Source organism: Methylomonas sp. BG-2, assembly GCF_057766305.1.
On record NZ_JBYMAP010000082.1, the window covers coordinates 1 to 17,119 of the forward strand.

Sequence of the window (17,119 nt, forward strand, 5' to 3'; positions counted from 1 at the left end):
GTTGCGCATCGCGTTGCGGGCGGCCAAACGGCGGCTACCCAAGTTCAAGGACTGCCGCCCGGCGATGATTTCGGCGCCCAAGCCGCTGTAACCGACGTTTTGGTCGGCCCAGGCCAGATAGCCTTGGATAAAATCGGCTTCGTCGACATGGGTATTGTTGATGCCGGAACCACTGTCGGCACCGAATTCACGGGCATCCATGAATTCGGTCGCTATCCTGAACTTACCCATTTGCGCTTGCAGCCATAACGCGGTTTGCAGCGCGATTTGCTGGTCGCCGCCCCGGCCGCCGGACTTGAACTGGCCGTCCAGATTCTCGTAGCGGGTGCGTTGTTCGATGGACATCGACAACCATTTCGGCAGATTCAGCGCATCGTGCAGATTCCAGACCGGTTTTTCGTATTTGCCGTCGCCTAAAAGCGCGTCGGACATTTGGCTGGAAAATGCTGAAACGGGTGGTTTAGAGTAGGTTTTGGCTTCCGCCGCGGAAGCGTTTGAACTTGCGTTGATTCCGGCCAGCGCCATCGCGATCAGGTAGCGGCCGGAACTTTGAGTGGAGAAAGTGCTGTAAATCATAACAATATCCCAGGTTGGAGTGTCGGGCGACGGTTTCTTCCGGAGGTCCGGTTCAGAAGCATCGTGGTTGGCCGGCAATGAATGGGCGTCAGTATATCAGTCGTTATGTATCATTGATAATAACGAAAAGCGAATACACTATTGCCGGTCAGTGAATTTTAGTCGAGGCAGCCCAAACGGCTGGTTGGGAGGGCGGCGAGGATTTTCAAACGTCGGCGCCGCTTTCCGGGCGCGGCGTTTCCCAAAACGTCGCCGGAATCGGCGAGGCGGAGTAAGATGGCCGGTGCCTGTCGAGAAGGCCGGAAAGATCGATTGATCGAATGTTGGATTTCGACGCTAGTCGGATTGGGATGCGAGATGAATCGCCAGCCAGACGGTTTCGCTGTCTGGGTCTGTCCAATCCACCCGGTGCCGGCAATGCGCGGGGATCAGGAAATAGTCGCCAGCGCGCATGTCCAATACCGACTGGTCCGCGAACGCGAGTCTGGCGCCGCCTTGCAGGACGATGACCCATTCGTCTTCGGCTTGATCATACCAATCGTCCGGGCCGCTGGCGTGGCCCCACGAGACGATGCGCTCGATGCGGGCGGTAGGCGAGGCATGCAAGGTTTGGCATAATTCGGCCGGCAATCGGCTGGGAATGTCGGCGAAGATCGAAGAACAGCCAATCATGATAAAAACGATAATTTCGAGGGGGAGAGTATGAATAATACGACGTTTGCCACGTTAATGAATATCGCGGCCGAAAAGGTGCCGGTCGCGGCGCGTTGGTGCCGGCGGGCTTGTGACGCCGCCGGGTGTTTGGATTTTCTGGCGCCGTTGCTGATCAGGCTGTATCTGGCGCCGGTGTTTTGGATGGCCGGAACCAAAAAATTCGCCAACTTTACCGACACTGCCGCCTGGTTCGGTAACGCGGAATGGGGCTTGGGGCTGCCGGCGCCTTACGTGCTGGTATTTCTGGTAGCCTTCGTCGAGACCTTCGGCGCCTTATTTTTACTGTTCGGTTTTGCCACGCGAGTGATCAGCCTGCCGTTGTCCATCATCATGGTGGTGGCCGCCGTCACCGCGCATTGGCAAAACGGTTGGCTGGCAATCGCCACGGGTAGCGGCCCATTCGCGACCGATCGCACCGTGGCGGCAATCGAGCGCTTGGATAAGGCCAAGGAAATTTTGCAATCCCAGGGCGATTACGCCTATTTGACCGAATTCGGCAATCTAGCCATGTTGAACAACGGTATCGAGTTCGCGGCGACTTACTTCGTCATGTTGGTCGCCTTATTCTTTCTGGGCGGCGGTCGTTACGTCAGCGCCGATTACTGGCTGAAACGCAAATACTTGATTGATTGAACGCTTAGCGTGCTTGTACCAGTACCCAGGGTTTGACGACGACAGCCCAGACCAGACTGTCGTCGGCGTACCAGCGGCCGGCTTGTTCGTCGCTGACATGGCCGATCCGGCCGGCATTGAGCCATTGCTCGACCTGGGCCTTGTTGTCCTGGGAAAAGCGCCAAGCCACTTCCACCAGATCCAGATCGGCGGCGACGGCAATCGCCAGTCCCGCCGCGAAAAAACGTTGCAATTCCCGCCAGGCGATGGCGGAGGTTTCCAGATTGATTTTGGCGAATTCGGTGGGATTGGCGATGTCGGTCATTAACATTTTCCGGCGGCTGGACGATGGTGTAGTATGCACGGCTATTTTAACGCAACCCGACCGGTTAACCATCAGCGAGGATTTTAGATGTCGTTATTGAGTTCCATAAAAAAACGTTCGACGTTGGAGGCGGCGATCAAGCAAGTTGCGCAAGCCCGCAAGGCCGACGGCGGTAGGGCGGAGCAACTATTCAAGGGTGCTTATCAAGGCTTCGCCAGTGTTGTGTCCGACCAGCCCCTGGTGGCGGACGGCTTGTATCATTGGGGATTCGCGTTGCTGCATGAAGCCAAGACCAAGCAGGGCCAGGAGGCGGTCGAAATCTACGAAGACGCGATTTCCAAGTTCTCGTTTTGTTTGTTGATAGCGACGAATTATTTGGGCGCCGCCATCGACGGCGGCGTCGCTTTTATGGAATTGGCGAGGATCAGTCCCGACGAGAGCAAGCCGGGCTTGTATCAATTGGCCGAGAGCTTTTTCGAAAAAGCCTGCGATATTCAAAAAGGCAGCGCCGCCTACAATTTGGCTTGTATTTTTGCGTTGCGGGGCGATCAGGACGCTTGTCTGGCGGCTTTGCAAACCGCTCGCGAGTACGGTAGCTTGCCCGACGAACCCAATATTTTGCAAGACGAGGACATGGCCGATATGGTCGAGCAAGCCTGGTTCAAGGATTTTCTCGAAGAAGTGCGAAACAAGATCGCAGAACCCAAGGAAAGAATTAAGGACGTTCAGATCGACGTGGAGCCGAATTTTAAATTGAAAAAGACCGAGGATTTCGACTATTACTCCAAATCCTGAAAGCAGCCGGCGAGGATGCCGCGCAATTGCTCCACTCCCATTCGGCGAGTCAACGCGATATTGCGTTCCGGGATCGTTTCGGGCTGGGAATAATGGGCCAGGGCGCTGGCGATGCTGGCTTCTCGGATGATATGCAGCATTGGGAACGGCGCGCGGTTGGTGTAATTGGCGGCATCCTCGGCCGCGGCGCTGTCGAAGCAATAGTCCGGATGAAAACTGGCCAATTGGTAAATGCCTTCGTAGCCCTGGTCGCTCAGCAACTGTTCGGCAATCGCCAGCAGGTCCAGAAAATCGTCGAAATTCTGAAAGTCCTCGTTAAATATCAACAACGTGGTTTCGGTTTCCGGTTCGGCGTCCAGATGCAGACACTCGCGAATCAAGGTTTCCAGCGCGAATTCCAGGCTGTTGCCGGCGACGAGCTGGTAGCGGATGCTGCCGCGCTGATATTCCCGTCGGGCGAATGGACAGATGTCGTAGGCAATCACAAAGTTTTCCAGCCAACGACGGGTTGCGGTAATCGCGGGGTGTTCGGTCATGGTTAACGGTCGGTAGTGATGAAGCGGTGGGTATTATGCGCGTTGGGCATGCTGCTTGTCTCGGTGGCCCAGGGCGGCGACGTTTATCGTTGGACCGACGCGCAAGGCCGGCGGCATTATTCCGATCGCGGTGCCGAAAGCGCCGAGGTCTTGAACGTCGATCCCGGCGTCGCGTTGCTGGAAGTCGAGAAGGTCTACGACGGCGATACCATTTTATTGGCAAACGGTGAAAAAATCCGATTTCTGGGCGTGAACACTCCGGAAGTGGCTGGCCGCAACAAATCCGCCGAAGCCGGTGGGGAACAAGCCAAGGCTTGGCTACGCGCCAAGCTGGAGCACCAAAAAGTGTATCTGGAAGGCGACGTTGAGAAGCAGGACAAATATCAACGCCGATTGGCTTACGTATTTACCGAGTCCGGTGAATTCGTCAATCTGGAGTTGGTCCGAATCGGTTTGGCGATGGCCAACATCTTCCCGCCCAACCTGAAATATGTCGATCGTTTGTTGGCGGCCCAGCGCGACGCTGAACGAGCCGGTTTGGGCATTTGGAATCGGCCCGAGTACGCGGCGCAACCCTACGCAAGCTTGAACGCGGAAAATTATCACGGTTGGAAACGCTTGGCGGGCCGAATTCGGGGTATCAAACGCACCGCGAAATATAGCTATTTGCAATTTTCCGATGAGGTGGCCGTCGCGGTGGAAAATCGCTACGCCGATCTGTTTCCGCCGCTGACGTCTTATGTGGGCCGGCAAGTCGAGGCCAGAGGCTGGGTGCGGCGCAACAAGGACAAATTCGCGTTGCAAGCGCGCCATGGCGGCGACATCTTGCTCGGCGATTAATCGTCGTCGGCGAACAATTCGCGGATCATCTGTTTTTCGTCGTCGTTGAGCAGATCGTCGGCGGATAACAGGCGAACACGGCGGAACGCGTGTTCGGTGGCGGCGGAGCGCAACGAGGCTCGTCTATCCATCGCGCGGCGTTCGCGCTGGCGCCGATCGCCTGTTCGCCGATCGAATTTCGGCCAAAGCAGATATTGTTCCCGCATCATCGCAATCCATTCCGCGCTGTTGAAAGCATAAGGATTGGTCCTGCGTTCCGCTTGGCGACGCACCACGCTACGGCGCGCCGAGAGCTTGCTATCCATCAAGGGACGTTTCCCGGGCTACTCCTACCCTGGTTGCTTTTTGATCCGGCCAACTACTGAGGAACGACCGACTGGGTAGGCAATTGGTTTCGAATGTGGCTTTTTAGCGCGAAAACCTTGGCAATTAGAGGTTTATTGTCTAAAAAAGCAACGTACGCCTTGATTTTATCTGGAAACCGACTAGCGGGCGAGCCTTGAGTCTCGTCGTTTTGGGAAAACACCGCGCAAAATCGCTGGGCGGCGGAGCAAGAAAGCTATCCAGCGATGAGTGCAAGCCTATGTTATTCAGTCGTAATTTGTAGGTTGGACAGGCCGTTTAACCTGTGCCGCCGCGCAAATGCAAAACTTGGTAAATTTCGACGAGTAAAGCCAGTATCGCTGGCGACATGCTTTTACCGGGCGGGATTTCAAGTCTTGGCGAGTGCCGCCAGCGCTGCCGCGTAATCGGGTTCGTCGGCAATTTCGGCGACCAATTCGGCATGAATGACGGTGTCGGTTTCATCCAGGACCAATACCGCGCGCGCGGTCAGGCCGGCCAGGATGCTGTCCAGCAATTCGACGCCGTAATCGTGAGCGAAGCTGGAGCGAAAAGTCGATAGTGCACCGACATGTTTGATACCTTCGATTTCGCAAAACCGCACCTGAGCGAACGGCAGATCGGCCGAAATCACCAAAACTTCGGTGTTGTGCAGATGGGCCGCCTTCTCGTTGAATTTGCGGGTCGAGGTGGCGCAGGTTGGGGTATCCAAACTGGGGACGATATTCAACAATTTGCGCTTGCCGGCGAAGCTGGCCAGACCAACGTCCTGCATTTTCCGGTTGGTCAGTTTGAAATCCGGGGCTTTGGCGCCGACAGCCGGCAACTCGCCGCAGGTATTGATCGGTTTGCCTTGGAAGGTGATGGTAGCCATGAGGTTCTCCAAGAGTGGCGGAACGGAATTGCCGGGAATTTATCCCGGTCTCTGTTCCGGTGGTTGTTATTTATTGCGTTTACTGAAATCGATCAGCCGCTTGCGTTTCTTGACTTGGCGGTCGCTCAGCTGATTTTTTTGGCCGTGAAACGGATTCTCCGGCGACTTGAATACCAGCCGCACCGGCGTGCCGGCCAGGCGCAGCTGCTCGCGGAAATAGTTCATCAAATAGCGTTTATAGGCGCCGGGTAGCACGTCGGTCTGCACGCCGTGGATCACGACGATCGGCGGATTGCGGCCGCCTTGGTGGGCGTATTTCAACTTGATCCGGCGGCCGCCGACCAACGGCGGTTGGTGAGCGGCGACCGCGTCGCTCAAGATGCGGGTCAACAGCGGCGTGGACATATCGACCATCGCCGCGTCGTACAAGGTGTGTACCACGTCAAACAGTTTGCCGACACCGCTGCCGTGCAGCGCCGAAATCGGATGTTTCTCGGCGAAATCAAGGAAGGACAGCTTCATTTCGATCTGCTTTTTGACGAAGTCCTTGTGCTCGGCGTTCAGGCCGTCCCATTTGTTCAAGCCGATGATCAATGCCCGGCCGGCTTCCAGCACCAGTCCCAAAATGTGGGCGTCCTGATCGGTGACGCCTTCGCGGGCGTCGATCAGATAAATCACCACGTGGGCTTTTTCGATGGCCTGCAACGATTTAATGATGCTGAACTTCTCGACGGTCAGCGACACTCGCGAGCGGCGGCGCATGCCGGCGGTATCGATCAACGTGAATTTTTTGCCGTCGCGCTCGAACGGAATGTAGATGCTGTCGCGGGTGGTGCCGGCTTCATCGAACACCACCACCCGTTCCTCGCCAAGCAGTCGGTTGACCAGCGTCGATTTGCCGACGTTGGGCCGGCCGACCACCGCAATGGCAATGCCGGGATCGACTTCCTGAAACTCATCGGCTTGCGGTGGAAGCAAAGTGTCTATTTGGCTGAGCAATTCGTGAACGTTGCGGCCGTGGGCGGCGGCGATCGCCACCGGTTCGCCCAGACCCAGGCCGTAGAAATCGTTGGCGACGGTGTGGCTGTCGATGCCGTCGATTTTGTTGACGACCAGCACCACCGGCTTGCCCAACTTGCGCAGCGTGTCGGCGATGGCCTCGTCCGAGGCGTTGACGCCGTCGCGGGCATCCACCAGAAAGAACACCACATCGGCTTCCTGCAGCGCGATTTCGACCTGCTTTTTGGCGAATACGTCAATGCCGTCGCGCTCGTCGGTAAGGCCGCCGGTATCGACGACCAGACAGTCGCGTTCGCCGCGTTTGACTCGGCCGTACTGGCGGTCGCGGGTCAGGCCGGGGTAGTCGGCGACCAGCGCTTCGCGGCTGCGGGTCAGATAATTGAACAGCGTGGATTTGCCGACATTGGGGCGGCCGACCAGGGCGATAACGGGTAGCATGATTTAGTGGACTCTCAACGCGGCCAACGTGCCGTCTTTAGCGTAAACGTAAACGGTGTCGTCCACGACGACCGGTTTGGCCTCTATCGCGGCCTTGCCGACCTGAATGCGGCCCAGCTGGCGGCCGTCGGTAATCGACAGCCAGTGCACGTAACCCTCGTAATCGCCAACCACCACATAGTTTTGATAAGCGACCGCGGCGGTCAGTTGCCGATTGTGTAAGTCCTTTTGTTTCCACAGCGAGGCGCCGCTGCGTTGATCCAACTGCCAGACTTCGCTCTGGGTGTCGCTGACGTAGAGATAACGATAGTCCAGGCTCAGGCCGCTATACGACGATACCGCTTCGTTGCGCCAGAGCACGTCGCCGTCGATTTCGGACACCGACGAGGTGCCGCCTTGAAAGCTGGCGATATAAATCGCGCCGCGCGCGGCGACCGGATCGACATCCAGATCGACCAGCCGTTCGACTTCGGAGCGCCCGCTCGGAATCGCGATCGTCGCTTCCCACAAAGCCTTGCCGTCCTTCAACTGCAACGCCTGCAACTTGCCGTTGGCCGAGCCGATCACGACGCTATCGTCGATGACGATAGGCGCGCCGGTGCCGCGAATACTCAGGGCCGGCACGCTGTGCTCGAAGCTCCACAACACGCCGCCGCCGTTTTCCTGCAAGCCGAGCACCTTGCCGTCGGTCGTGCGGACCAGGACGATGCCGTGGCTGACCACCGGGGTCGCCAGCACTTCGCTGGGAACGTCGGTTCTCCAACGCTGTTCGCCGGTGCCTTTGTCGAAGGCCACTACCTCGCCGGTGCTGGTGCCCATGATAATGCTGTGCACGCCCAGACCGGGACCAGCCGAGAAGCTGTACTCGCTGTTATTTTCCCAGGTCAAACTGCCGTTGCCGGTGCCGCGCGCCTGCAAATGCCCCTTATGGTCGCCGACATAAATAGTACCTTCGGCGGCGGCCGGGATCAGTTTCAGATATTTTTCGTCGGCGCCGCTACCGATCGATTCCTTCCAAACGATTTCGGGCTGGACTTCCATCGTATATTCCTGCAACGTTGCCGGCGGATCGGCATTGTCGTCGTCGCCGGTGATGTATTCGGTAATGCCGGAAATGAAATCGCGGCCGGCGTCCAGGCCGGCGCAGCCGCCGAGTAACGGCAGGCAGGCGATTAGGGCGGCTAGTGGGTGAAGTCGGTAAATCCTGATCGGCATGTGCATTAACAAAGGGTTAATTGGCGGCTGGCGGCGCTAACGGCGTTTCGGTGCTCAGGTCGTCCAATTTGAATTGGGTCAGCGGCGTGGCTTGACCGGTGCGGATTGCGCTCTGATAAGCGTTGCGGGCTTCGTCGGGGCGGTCCAGCGCCACGTAGAAATCGCCCTGCAATTCGTCGTAGCTGGCCGAGAAACCTTCCGATTTGGCCGGGTCCACCGACGCGATCAGTTGCAGGCCTTGCTCGAATTCGCGGGTGGCCAGCATCAGTTGCAACAAGCGCAAGCGCGCGACGTGGCGCAGCTCGTCGCTGGCGGTGGTTTCGATGGCTTTCCTTAGCAGGGTTTTCGCGCCGTCCAGATCGCCTTGTTCGACTTTGGATTTCGCCAGTTCCAGACCGGCGTACTCGGCGTAAGCGGTTGACGGAAATTCGCTGGGCAGGCGCTCGGCCAGTTTTTCGGTCGATTCGCGGTTACCTGAATTCGCGCTTTCCAGCATCTGCTGAAACATTTGCGAAGCCTGGCTGTTTTTTTCGGTTTGATGGTTTTGCCACAAATTCCAACCGGTTACCAGGACCAGCGCGGTGACGACGCCGGCAATCACGGCGGTCTGATTGGCTTCCCACCATTTTTTCAACTGTTCCAGTTGTTCTTCTTCGGTATCGTAAATTGCCACGGTAGTTCTCTACTTTAGTTTGCGGTTGTTTGAAATCGTTGTTGTTGCCAGGCACGCAACGCGTCCATTAACGCCTGATGATCCAGCGTGACCTGCTCTTGTTCAAGGCGCAACGGCTTAAGCGCCGCGGTTTGGTGTTGGGCTTCGTCGTCGCCGATGATGACGGCGAATTCGGCTCCGGATTTGTCGGCCTTCTTGAATTGGCTTTTAAAGCTGCCACCGCCGCAGTTGACTTGGATTTTCAAGCCTGGCAGGGCGTCGCGCAAGCGTTCCGCCAATTGCATGCCGGCGGCTTCGGCCTGTTCGCCGACCCGGATCAGATAAACGTCGACGCCGGCCGGAATGTCGACTCGTTCCAACTGCTCGATCAGCGCCAGGATACGCTCCATACCCATCGCGAAACCGATAGCATGATTGGCTTTGCCGCCGAGTTGCTCGATCAGGCCGTCGTAACGGCCGCCGGCGCAAATCGTACCTTGCGAACCCAGACGCTCCGTGACCCATTCGAACACGGTTTTACCGTAGTAATCCAGACCGCGTACCAGTCGGGTGTTGATCGCGTATTTCAATCCCAAGTTATCCAGCGTGGCTTTTAAGCGGTCGAAGTGCGCCAGGCTATCGGCACCCAGATGATCCAGCAGAACCGGCGCGCCGCTCAGCATCGCCTGCATGTCGGGGTTTTTGCTGTCGAGTATCCGCAGCGGATTGGTGTCCAGGCGGCGGCGGCTATCTTCGTCCAGGCAATCCAGGTGTTGATTGAAGTAATCGACCAACGTGCCTCGGTAGGCCAACCGTTCCTCGGCGGTCCCCAACGAGTTGATTTGCAATTCCACCATGTCGCGGATGCCGAGGCGTTTCCAAAGCCGGTCGGTTAACAAAATCATTTCCGCATCGATGTCGGGACCGGGCATGCCGTAGGTTTCGACGCCCAGCTGGTAAAACTGGCGGTAACGGCCTTTCTGTGGACGTTCATGGCGGAACATCGGACCGTAATACCAGAGCCTGTGGCTTTGGTTGTGCAGCAAACCGTGTTCCAGACAGGCGCGCAGGCAGCCGGCGGTGCCTTCCGGGCGCAAGGTGAGCGAGTCGCCGTTGCGGTCGTCGAAGGTGTACATTTCTTTCTCGACAATGTCGGTCACTTCGCCAATCGAGCGTTTGAACAGTTCTGTCTTTTCGACGATGGGCAGGCGAATTTCCTGGTAACCGTAGGCGCCGAGCACATCGCGGGCATGACCCTCCAGCCACTGCCAGTACTGCGATTGCTCGGGAAGAATGTCGTGCATGCCTCGGATGGCCTGTATAGCCTGCTGTTGTTTTGCCATGTTGGGTTTACTTGCTGATCGCGGATTTAACGAGTTGGGCTTCCTTCGAAGCCGGGAAAGCGGATAACAGTTTGTCGCGGTATTCTTCGGCCAGTTTGCCGTTGCCCAGCGAACGTTCGGTTTGAAAAGCCAGCCACAGCGATTCCGGGGTGTGATTGGCGACGGCCAGATAGCGTTCTAGGAACCCGCGCGCCGACAGATACTGGCGGTTCTGATAGCTGATTTTCTGCATCTCCAGTAACGCCGGCGCGTACTCGCCTTGCGCTTGCAAGGCTTGGCGAAAATAGCCTTCGGCCTGCGGCGTATCGTTTTGCTTCAGCGCGCAAACGCCGAGATTCGTCAGCGCGAACCACGGCCGGTTGTTCATCGCCGATTCCAGTGCCTGCTTCAATAATTCCACGCCTCGATCGACCTCGCCGCGTTCGCACTGAAAGCGGCCGTAATTGTTCAAGGTGCTGAAATTGGCGGGGTCGCGTTGGATGGCGCTGCGGTAGCTGTCGGCGGCGGCGTCGTAATCCTTGACCCGCTCGTAAAACACCGCCAGCGTGTTATGGATTTCGGCATTGCCGGAGTCCAGGCTGAGCGCGGTTTGCAATTTTTCGCGGGCGGCGTCCAGCATGCCCATATCCAGATACCGGGCGCCCATTTGCAGATTGAGCGTGGCCTTTTCGGCATTGCTCATCGACGGCTTGATGTCGGGCAGCAAGCCGCAGGCGCCGGTCATGAGTCCGGCGATGGCGAAAATGGCTTGGTAGCGTATCGGTTTACGCGACATTGCCGCTGCCGTGTGCCTGCATCGCTTGGAGTTTCAGATGGCGGCGACTTTTATCCTGGACTTGGCCAACCAATTGGCCGCAGGCGGCATCGATGTCTTCGCCGCGGGTCTTGCGGATCGTGGTCACCAGGCCCGCGTCCTGCAAGATGTCGCGAAAACGCAGCATGTTGGCGCTACTGGAGCAGCGATACGGCGATTGCGGGAACGGATTGAACGGAATCAGGTTGAGCTTGGACGGGACGTTCTTCAACAGTTTGACCAAGGCACGCGCGTGCTCGGCGCTATCGTTGACGCCGTCCAGCATCACGTATTCGAAGGTGATGTGCTTGCGCGGACCGGTCTTGGCGTATTCGCGGCAAGCGTCCATCAGTTCGGCGAGCGGGTATTTGACGTTGATCGGCACCAATTGGTCGCGCAACTCATCGTAGGGTGCGTGCAACGATACCGCCATGCTGACGTCGCAGACATCGCCCAGCCTTTTCATTGCCGGCACGACACCGGAGGTACTGACGGTCACCCGGCGTTTGGACAGGCCGTAGGCAAAGTCGTCCATCATCAAATTCATCGCCGCGACAACGTTATCGAAATTTAACAGCGGTTCGCCCATGCCCATCATCACGATGTTGGTAATGCGGCGCTCGGCGCCGAGGCGTTGTTGGGCCAGATACAATTGGCCGACGATTTCGGCGGTAGTCAAATTACGGTTGAAACCTTGTTGGGCGGTCGAGCAGAAACTGCAGGCCAGCGCGCAACCCACTTGCGACGATACGCACAAAGTCGCGCGGCGATCTTCCGGGATGTAGACCGTCTCGACCCGATTGCCGCAACTGGTTTGCATCGCCCATTTGCAGGTACCGTCGCTGGCCAACTGTTCCGCTACGATGTCCGGCGCTCTGATTTCGCAGTGTTCCTGCAAGTATTGGCGTAGCGGCTTGCTCAGGTTGGTCATTTGCTCGAAATCGGCAACGCCTTCCTGATAAATCCATTTTAACAGTTGGGTGGCGCGGAACGGCTTTTCGCCGAGTTCGACAAAAAAGGCTTGCAGGCCTTTTCTGTCGAAATTCAGCAAATTGATCCGGGCCGGATTAGCGGATGCGGTCGCAGAGTTCATTCGCGCTGAAAAAGTAAGCGATTTCTCTGGCGGCGGATTCCGGGGCATCGGAGCCGTGGACGGCGTTTTCGTCGATGCTGACTGCAAAATCGGCGCGGATCGTGCCGGGCGTGGCTTCCTTAGGATTGGTGGCGCCCATCAGTTCGCGGTTTTTCAGCACGGCATTTTCACCTTCCAGCACTTGCACCACGACCGGGCCGGAAGTCATAAAGCTGACCAGGTCTTTAAAGAAACCGCGTTCCTTGTGTTCGGCGTAAAAGCCTTCCGCTTGGTCTTGGGTCAACTGCAGCATTTTCGATGCAACGACGCGCAGTCCGTTTTTTTCGAAGCGGCTGACGATTTCTCCAATCACGTTTTTCGCGACGGCGTCGGGCTTGATGATGGAGAAAGTACGTTCGATGGCCATTGATTTAACTCCCGTAGGTTTATGATTAAAAAATAGAATAGGGCATTATAACCGGTTCGCCGGGGTGATGAGAAACCCGGCCGAGCATATGAAGCGCCGCCGCCGAAACAGCCAAGCGTATCGGCCTGGCCTCCGGCGGCGGCGCGGGCGGATTAGATCGACAGGCGGCTGGGGTCGCGGTTGCTGCCGTAGAACCAATTGACCAGCATCCGGGTGCTGGTGACCGCGGTAAACACCGAGGTGGCGATACCGATCACCAGGACCAGCGCGAAACCCTTCACCGGTCCGGTACCGAACCCGAACAGCAGGATCGCGACGATGAAGTGAGTGACGTTGGAGTCCAGAATCGTTGCGAAGGCTTTTTCGTAGCCCATGTAAATACTGGTTTGCAAGCTGTTGCCGTGGCGCAGTTCCTCGCGTATCCGTTCATTGATCAACACGTTGGCGTCCACCGCCATACCCACCGTCAATACGATACCGGCCATGCCGGGCAAGGTCAGCGTGGCTTGCAGGACCGACATGATCGAAATCAACAGTACCACGTTAAACAGCAGCGCGAAATTGGCGATCAGGCCGAAGGCACGGTAGTAAATCACCATGAAGACCACGACCAGCAAGAAACCGGCAACGATGGAGTTCATGCCCTGGTCGATGTTTTCCTGGCCCAGGCTGGGGCCGACCGTGCGTTCCTCGACGATCTCGACCGGCGCGGCCAACGCGCCGGCGCGCAGCAGCAGCGCCAAGGTACGGGCTTCCTCGGGGCTGTCCAGGCCGGTGGTCTGGAAGCGTTTGCTGAAGCTGTCGCGAATGGTCGCGACGCTGATGACTTTTTCGACTTTTTCCTTGTGCTGAACTTTTTCGCCGTTGACGACGCGGGTCTCGGATTTGTATTCGATGAAGACCACCGCCATCGGCTTGCCGATGTTTTCCTGGGTCAGTTTGCCCATTTTCTTGGCGCCGGCGCCGTCCAGCGTAATGAAGACCGCCGATTGGCCGTCCTGATCCATGCCGGAGGAGGCGTCGGTAATCTGGTCGCCGGTGACGATGACCGAGCGTTTCAGCAAAATCGGATTGCCGTTTTTGTCCTTGTACAGGCGGGCGCCGGCCGGTTCGTGGCCGGACAGGGCCGATTGCACATCGTGCTCGACATCGACCAAACGGTATTCCAGCGTCGCGGTGGTGCCGAGCAATTCCTTGGCGCGGGCGGTATCCTGCACGCCGGGCAGCTGGACCACGATGCGGCTGTCGCCTTGTTGCTGGATGATCGGTTCGGCCACGCCCAGCTCGTTGACCCGGTTACGCAGCGTCGTGATGTTCTGGCCCAGCGCCGATTTTTTGATGTCGCGCAATTCGCGTTCGGGAATAGACAGCGTGAATTCGTTGGGGCCGGTTTCCTTCAGGTCCAGATTACGGAAGTCTTTGTTCAACACCGCCGCCGCAGCGACCCTGGCTTCTTCGTTGGGCAGCACCACCTTGATGCCGTCCGCTTCCTTGCTGACCGACTGATAACGAACCTTGGCATCGCGGAAGGCCGTGCGGATGTCATTGTTATAGCGCTCCTCGGTTTGCTTCAGCGCGGTATCCATGTCCACTTCCAGCAGGAAATGCACGCCGCCGCGTAAATCCAGACCCAGATACATCGGCTCGGCGCCGATTTTGCGCAGCCAGTCCGGCGTGGCCGGCGCCAGATTCAGTGCGACGGTGGTCTGATCGTCCAGTTTGTCGCGCAACAGGTCGGCGACCTTCATTTGCTCGTCGGTGTTGTTGAAACGGGCGAGTACCTTGCCATCCTTGAATTCGAAGGCCTTGGTCGCGAAACCGGCGTCGCGGATGGCGGCGGCGATGTCGTCCGCTTGGCGTTGTTGCAAGGGCGTGGCGGTCGACGAAGCCAGTTGCACCGCCGGATCGTTGCCGTACAGATTCGGCAATGCGTACAAGGTGCCGATCACCAAAAGGGTCAGAACCATCAGGTTCTTCCAGACTGGAAAATGATTTTGCATAGGTTTCCGTTAATAGCAGCGCAAGCCAGGCCGCCGGTGGGGCGAGCGGATCGAGGGCGGCGTTGAGAGCAGGCGTCAGACTTTTTTATTGAGGGTTTTGTAGGTGCCCTTGGGCATCATGGTCGCGATGGCGTGGCGTTGCACTTGGATGTAGGTGTTGTCGGAGACTTCCAATTTGACGAAGTTATCGTCCAAATCCGCGACTTTCCCCAGTATGCCGCCGCTGGTGACGACTTCGGAGCCTTTGCCGAGCGCGGCCAGCATTTGTTTTTGTTCCTTGTTGCGCTTGGATTGCGGGCGAATGAACAGAAAGTAGAAAAAAATCAGGATGCCAAGCGGAAACAGCATGCCTTCGATGCCGGGTTGTTGGGCGGCGGGTGCGGTTTGCGCGAGCGCGTCGGAAATCAAGAAACTCATTGTTGTCCTCTAATTGTTATCGTTGTTAGCGGTCCGGCCGGGCGGACAGGCGCGCATTATGCCACAGCCGGCCGCCGATCGCATTTTCAGGGCGTCAAACCAGACGCCTGCCTATGCTTTCGCCTAATCGGACCGGCCGGCCGGCGGCCAGATCGGCATTCCAGGCGACTTGCTCGCGGCCGAATAAGACGATGATCGTCGAGCCCATGTTGAAGCGACCCATCTCGGCGCCCTTGGCCAGAGTCGGCGCGTCGGCGCCGTATTGCCAAACCCGCGCTTGGTTGACGGTCGGCGGGGTGACGACGCCGTGCCAGACTGTTTCGATGCTGGACACGAAGATCGCGCCGACCAGGACCAAGGCCATCGGCCCGGCATCGGTGTCGAAAATGCAGACCACCCGCTCGTTGCGCGCGAACAGATTCGGCACCGCGCCGACCGTGGTGTTATTGACGCTGAACAGCCGGCCGGGGACGTGGATCATTTCTTTCAGCGTGCCGGCCAGCGGCATGTGCAGGCGGTGGTAATCCTTGGGCGACAAATAAATGGTCGCGAACCGGCCGCCGTCGAATGCCGCGCCGCGCGCCGCATCGCCACCCAAGAGTTCCTGCACGCTGTAGTCGCGGCCCTTGGCTTGGAAAATCCGTCCGGCCTCGATCGCGCCGGCTTGACTGACTTCGCCGTCCGCCGGACAAGCCAGCGCGTTGGCTTCCAGCGCAATGGCGCGGGCGCCGTCTTGCAATTCGCGGGTGAAAAATTCGTTGAAACTGGCGTAACGGTCCAGCTCGGGATATTTGGCTTCCGCCAAATTCACGCCGTATAGGCGGACGATGGTTTGGATGAACAGATTTTTCCAAATCGGGTTGCGGCAATGGGTAAGCCTGGACATCAGGTTCGACAGTGCGTGATGGGGCAGGCCGTATTGCGGCAGGACGGTCAACAGTTCTTTCAAGTTCATGGGTTATAGATCGGGCGTTTTGCCGGCGATGAGATAGGCGAAGGCAATGACTTCGGCGACGGCGACATACAGTTGTTCGGGTATCTCGTCGCCTAGCGGTACCTGGGCCAGGATGCGCGCCAGTTCGGGTTGATTTTGCAGCGGAATGTCGTGTTTTTCGGCAATCGCCAGAATTTGTTGGGCGGTAAAACCTTCGCCCTTGGCGGTGACCTTGGGGGCATTCTTGCCGTCGTATTTCAGCGCGACGGCGATGTCGGCGTTATAGAAGGTTCTACCGTTCACCGGAGGGTCCGGGTCAGGGCAACTGGACCGGCACCGGCGCTTGCCAAGCCGGGTTGCGATGTTCGGCGATCACGGTGGTGTATATGCCGCCGCGCACGTTGAACTCGGCGCGCAGGCGCATGAAATTCGGTTGGGTCGCCGCGACGATGTGATCGAGAATCTCGTTGGTGACCGCTTCGTGAAAGGCACCGCGCTCGCGGAAGGTCCACATGTACAGTTTCAGCGACTTCAGTTCGACGCAAAGGCGGTCCGGTACGTATTCGAGCGTCAATTTGGCGAAATCCGGCTGGCCGGTCATCGGGCACAGACAGGTGAACTCCGGAATGTCGATGCGGATCGTGAAATCGCGGGCCGGTCTGGGGTTTTCGAAAGTGGTAAGGTCGGAACTGGGTTGGGTACTCATGCTGAATATAATGGGACTGAATCGTTCGAAAGGTCGGCCTGTGCCGACGGTGCCGAAATTTTACCAGCTATTGGTCCGCAATGACGGCCGATTGTCGCTTAGGCGATCTGGCGTCGGTCGCGTTTGAAACGGCCGGGGGCGAACGGCTTTGTCTTATTGGCGTCATTCGACCATGGTATACCTACGAGAATTCTCGTTGGGCTGTGCGGAATGCGTCGCGCCGTCGCGGGGGCGGGTGGCGAAATATCCGACTAAGGATATTGAAACGGATGTGGCTTCCGATCAGCAAAGGCCGACGTCGGCAGGTTTTAGCCGGGGTTGAGGCGATTTCGGTATCGCAATCGCCCAACAGCGCGCCCGGTAATTGGCGGTAAAAGCGAGAGCCCCAGCGCAATTCATTCGGGCGCAACAATCGCTTGGCGTGCCGGTTTGAGGTTTTCAGGTTTATACGGCTAGAAATTTATTCGGAAGTGGCGAGTTTGTGATAA

The 17,119-nt window shown here is 57.8% G+C and carries 21 protein-coding genes; 3 read left to right on the plus strand and 18 right to left on the minus strand.

What is annotated here, in order from left to right:
* Positions 1-576 (minus strand): alginate export family protein (locus AC3B8H_RS09675; protein WP_488441382.1); only part of this gene is annotated, 576 nt, incomplete at its 3' end.
* Positions 577-912: 336 nt separating this feature from the next.
* Positions 913-1,248, minus strand: a complete 336-nt coding sequence (locus AC3B8H_RS09680) for a cupin domain-containing protein (RefSeq protein ID WP_488441383.1) — start codon at positions 1,246-1,248, stop codon at positions 913-915.
* 30 nt (positions 1,249-1,278) lie between these two features.
* Here AC3B8H_RS09680 and AC3B8H_RS09685 point away from each other — a divergent pair, with 30 nt between their 5' ends.
* Positions 1,279-1,923: an HvfX family Cu-binding RiPP maturation protein gene (locus tag AC3B8H_RS09685; protein WP_488441384.1), complete on the plus strand. Its 645-nt coding sequence runs from the start codon at positions 1,279-1,281 to the stop codon at positions 1,921-1,923.
* A 4-nt stretch (positions 1,924-1,927) separates the two neighbouring features.
* On the opposite strand, the gene AC3B8H_RS09690 is transcribed toward AC3B8H_RS09685, so the two are convergent.
* Positions 1,928-2,227: a DUF2288 domain-containing protein gene (locus AC3B8H_RS09690; RefSeq protein ID WP_488441385.1), complete on the minus strand. Its 300-nt coding sequence runs from the start codon at positions 2,225-2,227 to the stop codon at positions 1,928-1,930.
* Between the two features lie 87 nt (positions 2,228-2,314).
* On the opposite strand from AC3B8H_RS09690, the gene AC3B8H_RS09695 reads away from it, so the two are divergent.
* The gene (locus tag AC3B8H_RS09695) at positions 2,315-3,022 is read left to right on the plus strand and encodes a Tom20 family protein (RefSeq protein WP_488441386.1); all 708 of its coding nucleotides are present in this window, start codon (positions 2,315-2,317) and stop codon (positions 3,020-3,022) included.
* On the opposite strand, the gene AC3B8H_RS09700 is transcribed toward AC3B8H_RS09695, so the two are convergent.
* Positions 3,007-3,558 (minus strand): DUF1415 domain-containing protein, encoded by a 552-nt coding sequence (locus tag AC3B8H_RS09700; protein ID WP_488441387.1) that lies wholly within the window; start codon positions 3,556-3,558, stop codon positions 3,007-3,009. The genes AC3B8H_RS09695 and AC3B8H_RS09700 overlap by 16 nt on opposite strands.
* A gap of 18 nt (positions 3,559-3,576) precedes the next feature.
* Here AC3B8H_RS09700 and AC3B8H_RS09705 point away from each other — a divergent pair, with 18 nt between their 5' ends.
* Positions 3,577-4,398 (plus strand): thermonuclease family protein, encoded by an 822-nt coding sequence (locus tag AC3B8H_RS09705; RefSeq protein ID WP_488441388.1) that lies wholly within the window; start codon positions 3,577-3,579, stop codon positions 4,396-4,398.
* Here the strand turns inward: AC3B8H_RS09705 and AC3B8H_RS09710 are convergent.
* From AC3B8H_RS09710 to queF, 14 genes are all read right to left on the minus strand, one after another.
* Positions 4,395-4,703: a hypothetical protein gene (locus tag AC3B8H_RS09710; RefSeq protein ID WP_488441389.1), complete on the minus strand. Its 309-nt coding sequence runs from the start codon at positions 4,701-4,703 to the stop codon at positions 4,395-4,397. The two genes, AC3B8H_RS09705 and AC3B8H_RS09710, sit on opposite strands and share 4 nt — an antisense overlap.
* Positions 4,704-5,110: 407 nt before the next feature.
* Positions 5,111-5,614, minus strand: a complete 504-nt coding sequence (tpx, locus tag AC3B8H_RS09715) for a thiol peroxidase (RefSeq protein ID WP_488441390.1) — start codon at positions 5,612-5,614, stop codon at positions 5,111-5,113.
* A gap of 66 nt (positions 5,615-5,680) precedes the next feature.
* The gene (gene der, locus AC3B8H_RS09720) at positions 5,681-7,072 is read right to left on the minus strand and encodes a ribosome biogenesis GTPase Der (RefSeq protein WP_488441391.1); all 1,392 of its coding nucleotides are present in this window, start codon (positions 7,070-7,072) and stop codon (positions 5,681-5,683) included.
* Positions 7,073-7,075: 3 nt separating this feature from the next.
* Positions 7,076-8,287, minus strand: coding sequence for an outer membrane protein assembly factor BamB (bamB, locus tag AC3B8H_RS09725; RefSeq protein WP_488441392.1), 1,212 nt, complete (start codon positions 8,285-8,287; stop codon positions 7,076-7,078).
* A gap of 16 nt (positions 8,288-8,303) precedes the next feature.
* Entirely contained in the window at positions 8,304-8,960 is a 657-nt protein-coding gene (locus tag AC3B8H_RS09730; protein WP_488441393.1) for a YfgM family protein, read from the minus strand.
* A gap of 14 nt (positions 8,961-8,974) precedes the next feature.
* Positions 8,975-10,282 (minus strand): histidine--tRNA ligase, encoded by a 1,308-nt coding sequence (gene hisS, locus AC3B8H_RS09735; RefSeq protein ID WP_488441394.1) that lies wholly within the window; start codon positions 10,280-10,282, stop codon positions 8,975-8,977.
* Between the two features lie 7 nt (positions 10,283-10,289).
* The gene (gene pilW / locus AC3B8H_RS09740; protein ID WP_488441395.1) at positions 10,290-11,057 is read right to left on the minus strand and encodes a type IV pilus biogenesis/stability protein PilW; all 768 of its coding nucleotides are present in this window, start codon (positions 11,055-11,057) and stop codon (positions 10,290-10,292) included.
* Positions 11,047-12,168, minus strand: a complete 1,122-nt coding sequence (gene rlmN / locus AC3B8H_RS09745) for a dual-specificity RNA methyltransferase RlmN (RefSeq protein ID WP_488441396.1) — start codon at positions 12,166-12,168, stop codon at positions 11,047-11,049. Before rlmN ends, pilW begins: the two co-directional genes overlap by 11 nt.
* A complete protein-coding gene (gene ndk / locus AC3B8H_RS09750) occupies positions 12,143-12,574 on the minus strand; it encodes a nucleoside-diphosphate kinase (RefSeq protein WP_488441397.1) in 432 nt (143 codons plus the stop codon). Before ndk ends, rlmN begins: the two co-directional genes overlap by 26 nt.
* Before the next feature lie 152 nt (positions 12,575-12,726).
* Complete coding sequence (gene secD / locus AC3B8H_RS09755) at positions 12,727-14,574, minus strand: protein translocase subunit SecD (protein ID WP_488441398.1); 1,848 nt, start codon at positions 14,572-14,574, stop codon at positions 12,727-12,729.
* Between the two features lie 75 nt (positions 14,575-14,649).
* Positions 14,650-14,991, minus strand: coding sequence for a preprotein translocase subunit YajC (gene yajC / locus AC3B8H_RS09760; RefSeq protein ID WP_488441399.1), 342 nt, complete (start codon positions 14,989-14,991; stop codon positions 14,650-14,652).
* A 94-nt stretch (positions 14,992-15,085) separates the two neighbouring features.
* Positions 15,086-15,946 carry an archaetidylserine decarboxylase gene (gene asd / locus AC3B8H_RS09765; protein WP_488441400.1) on the minus strand — a complete coding sequence of 287 codons (861 nt, stop codon included), beginning with the start codon at positions 15,944-15,946 and terminating at the stop codon, positions 15,086-15,088.
* 3 nt (positions 15,947-15,949) lie between these two features.
* A complete protein-coding gene (locus AC3B8H_RS09770; RefSeq protein ID WP_488441401.1) occupies positions 15,950-16,228 on the minus strand; it encodes an EscU/YscU/HrcU family type III secretion system export apparatus switch protein in 279 nt (92 codons plus the stop codon).
* Between the two features lie 13 nt (positions 16,229-16,241).
* Positions 16,242-16,631 (minus strand): preQ(1) synthase, encoded by a 390-nt coding sequence (gene queF / locus AC3B8H_RS09775; RefSeq protein WP_488441402.1) that lies wholly within the window; start codon positions 16,629-16,631, stop codon positions 16,242-16,244.
* Positions 16,632-17,119 lie beyond the last annotated feature (488 nt).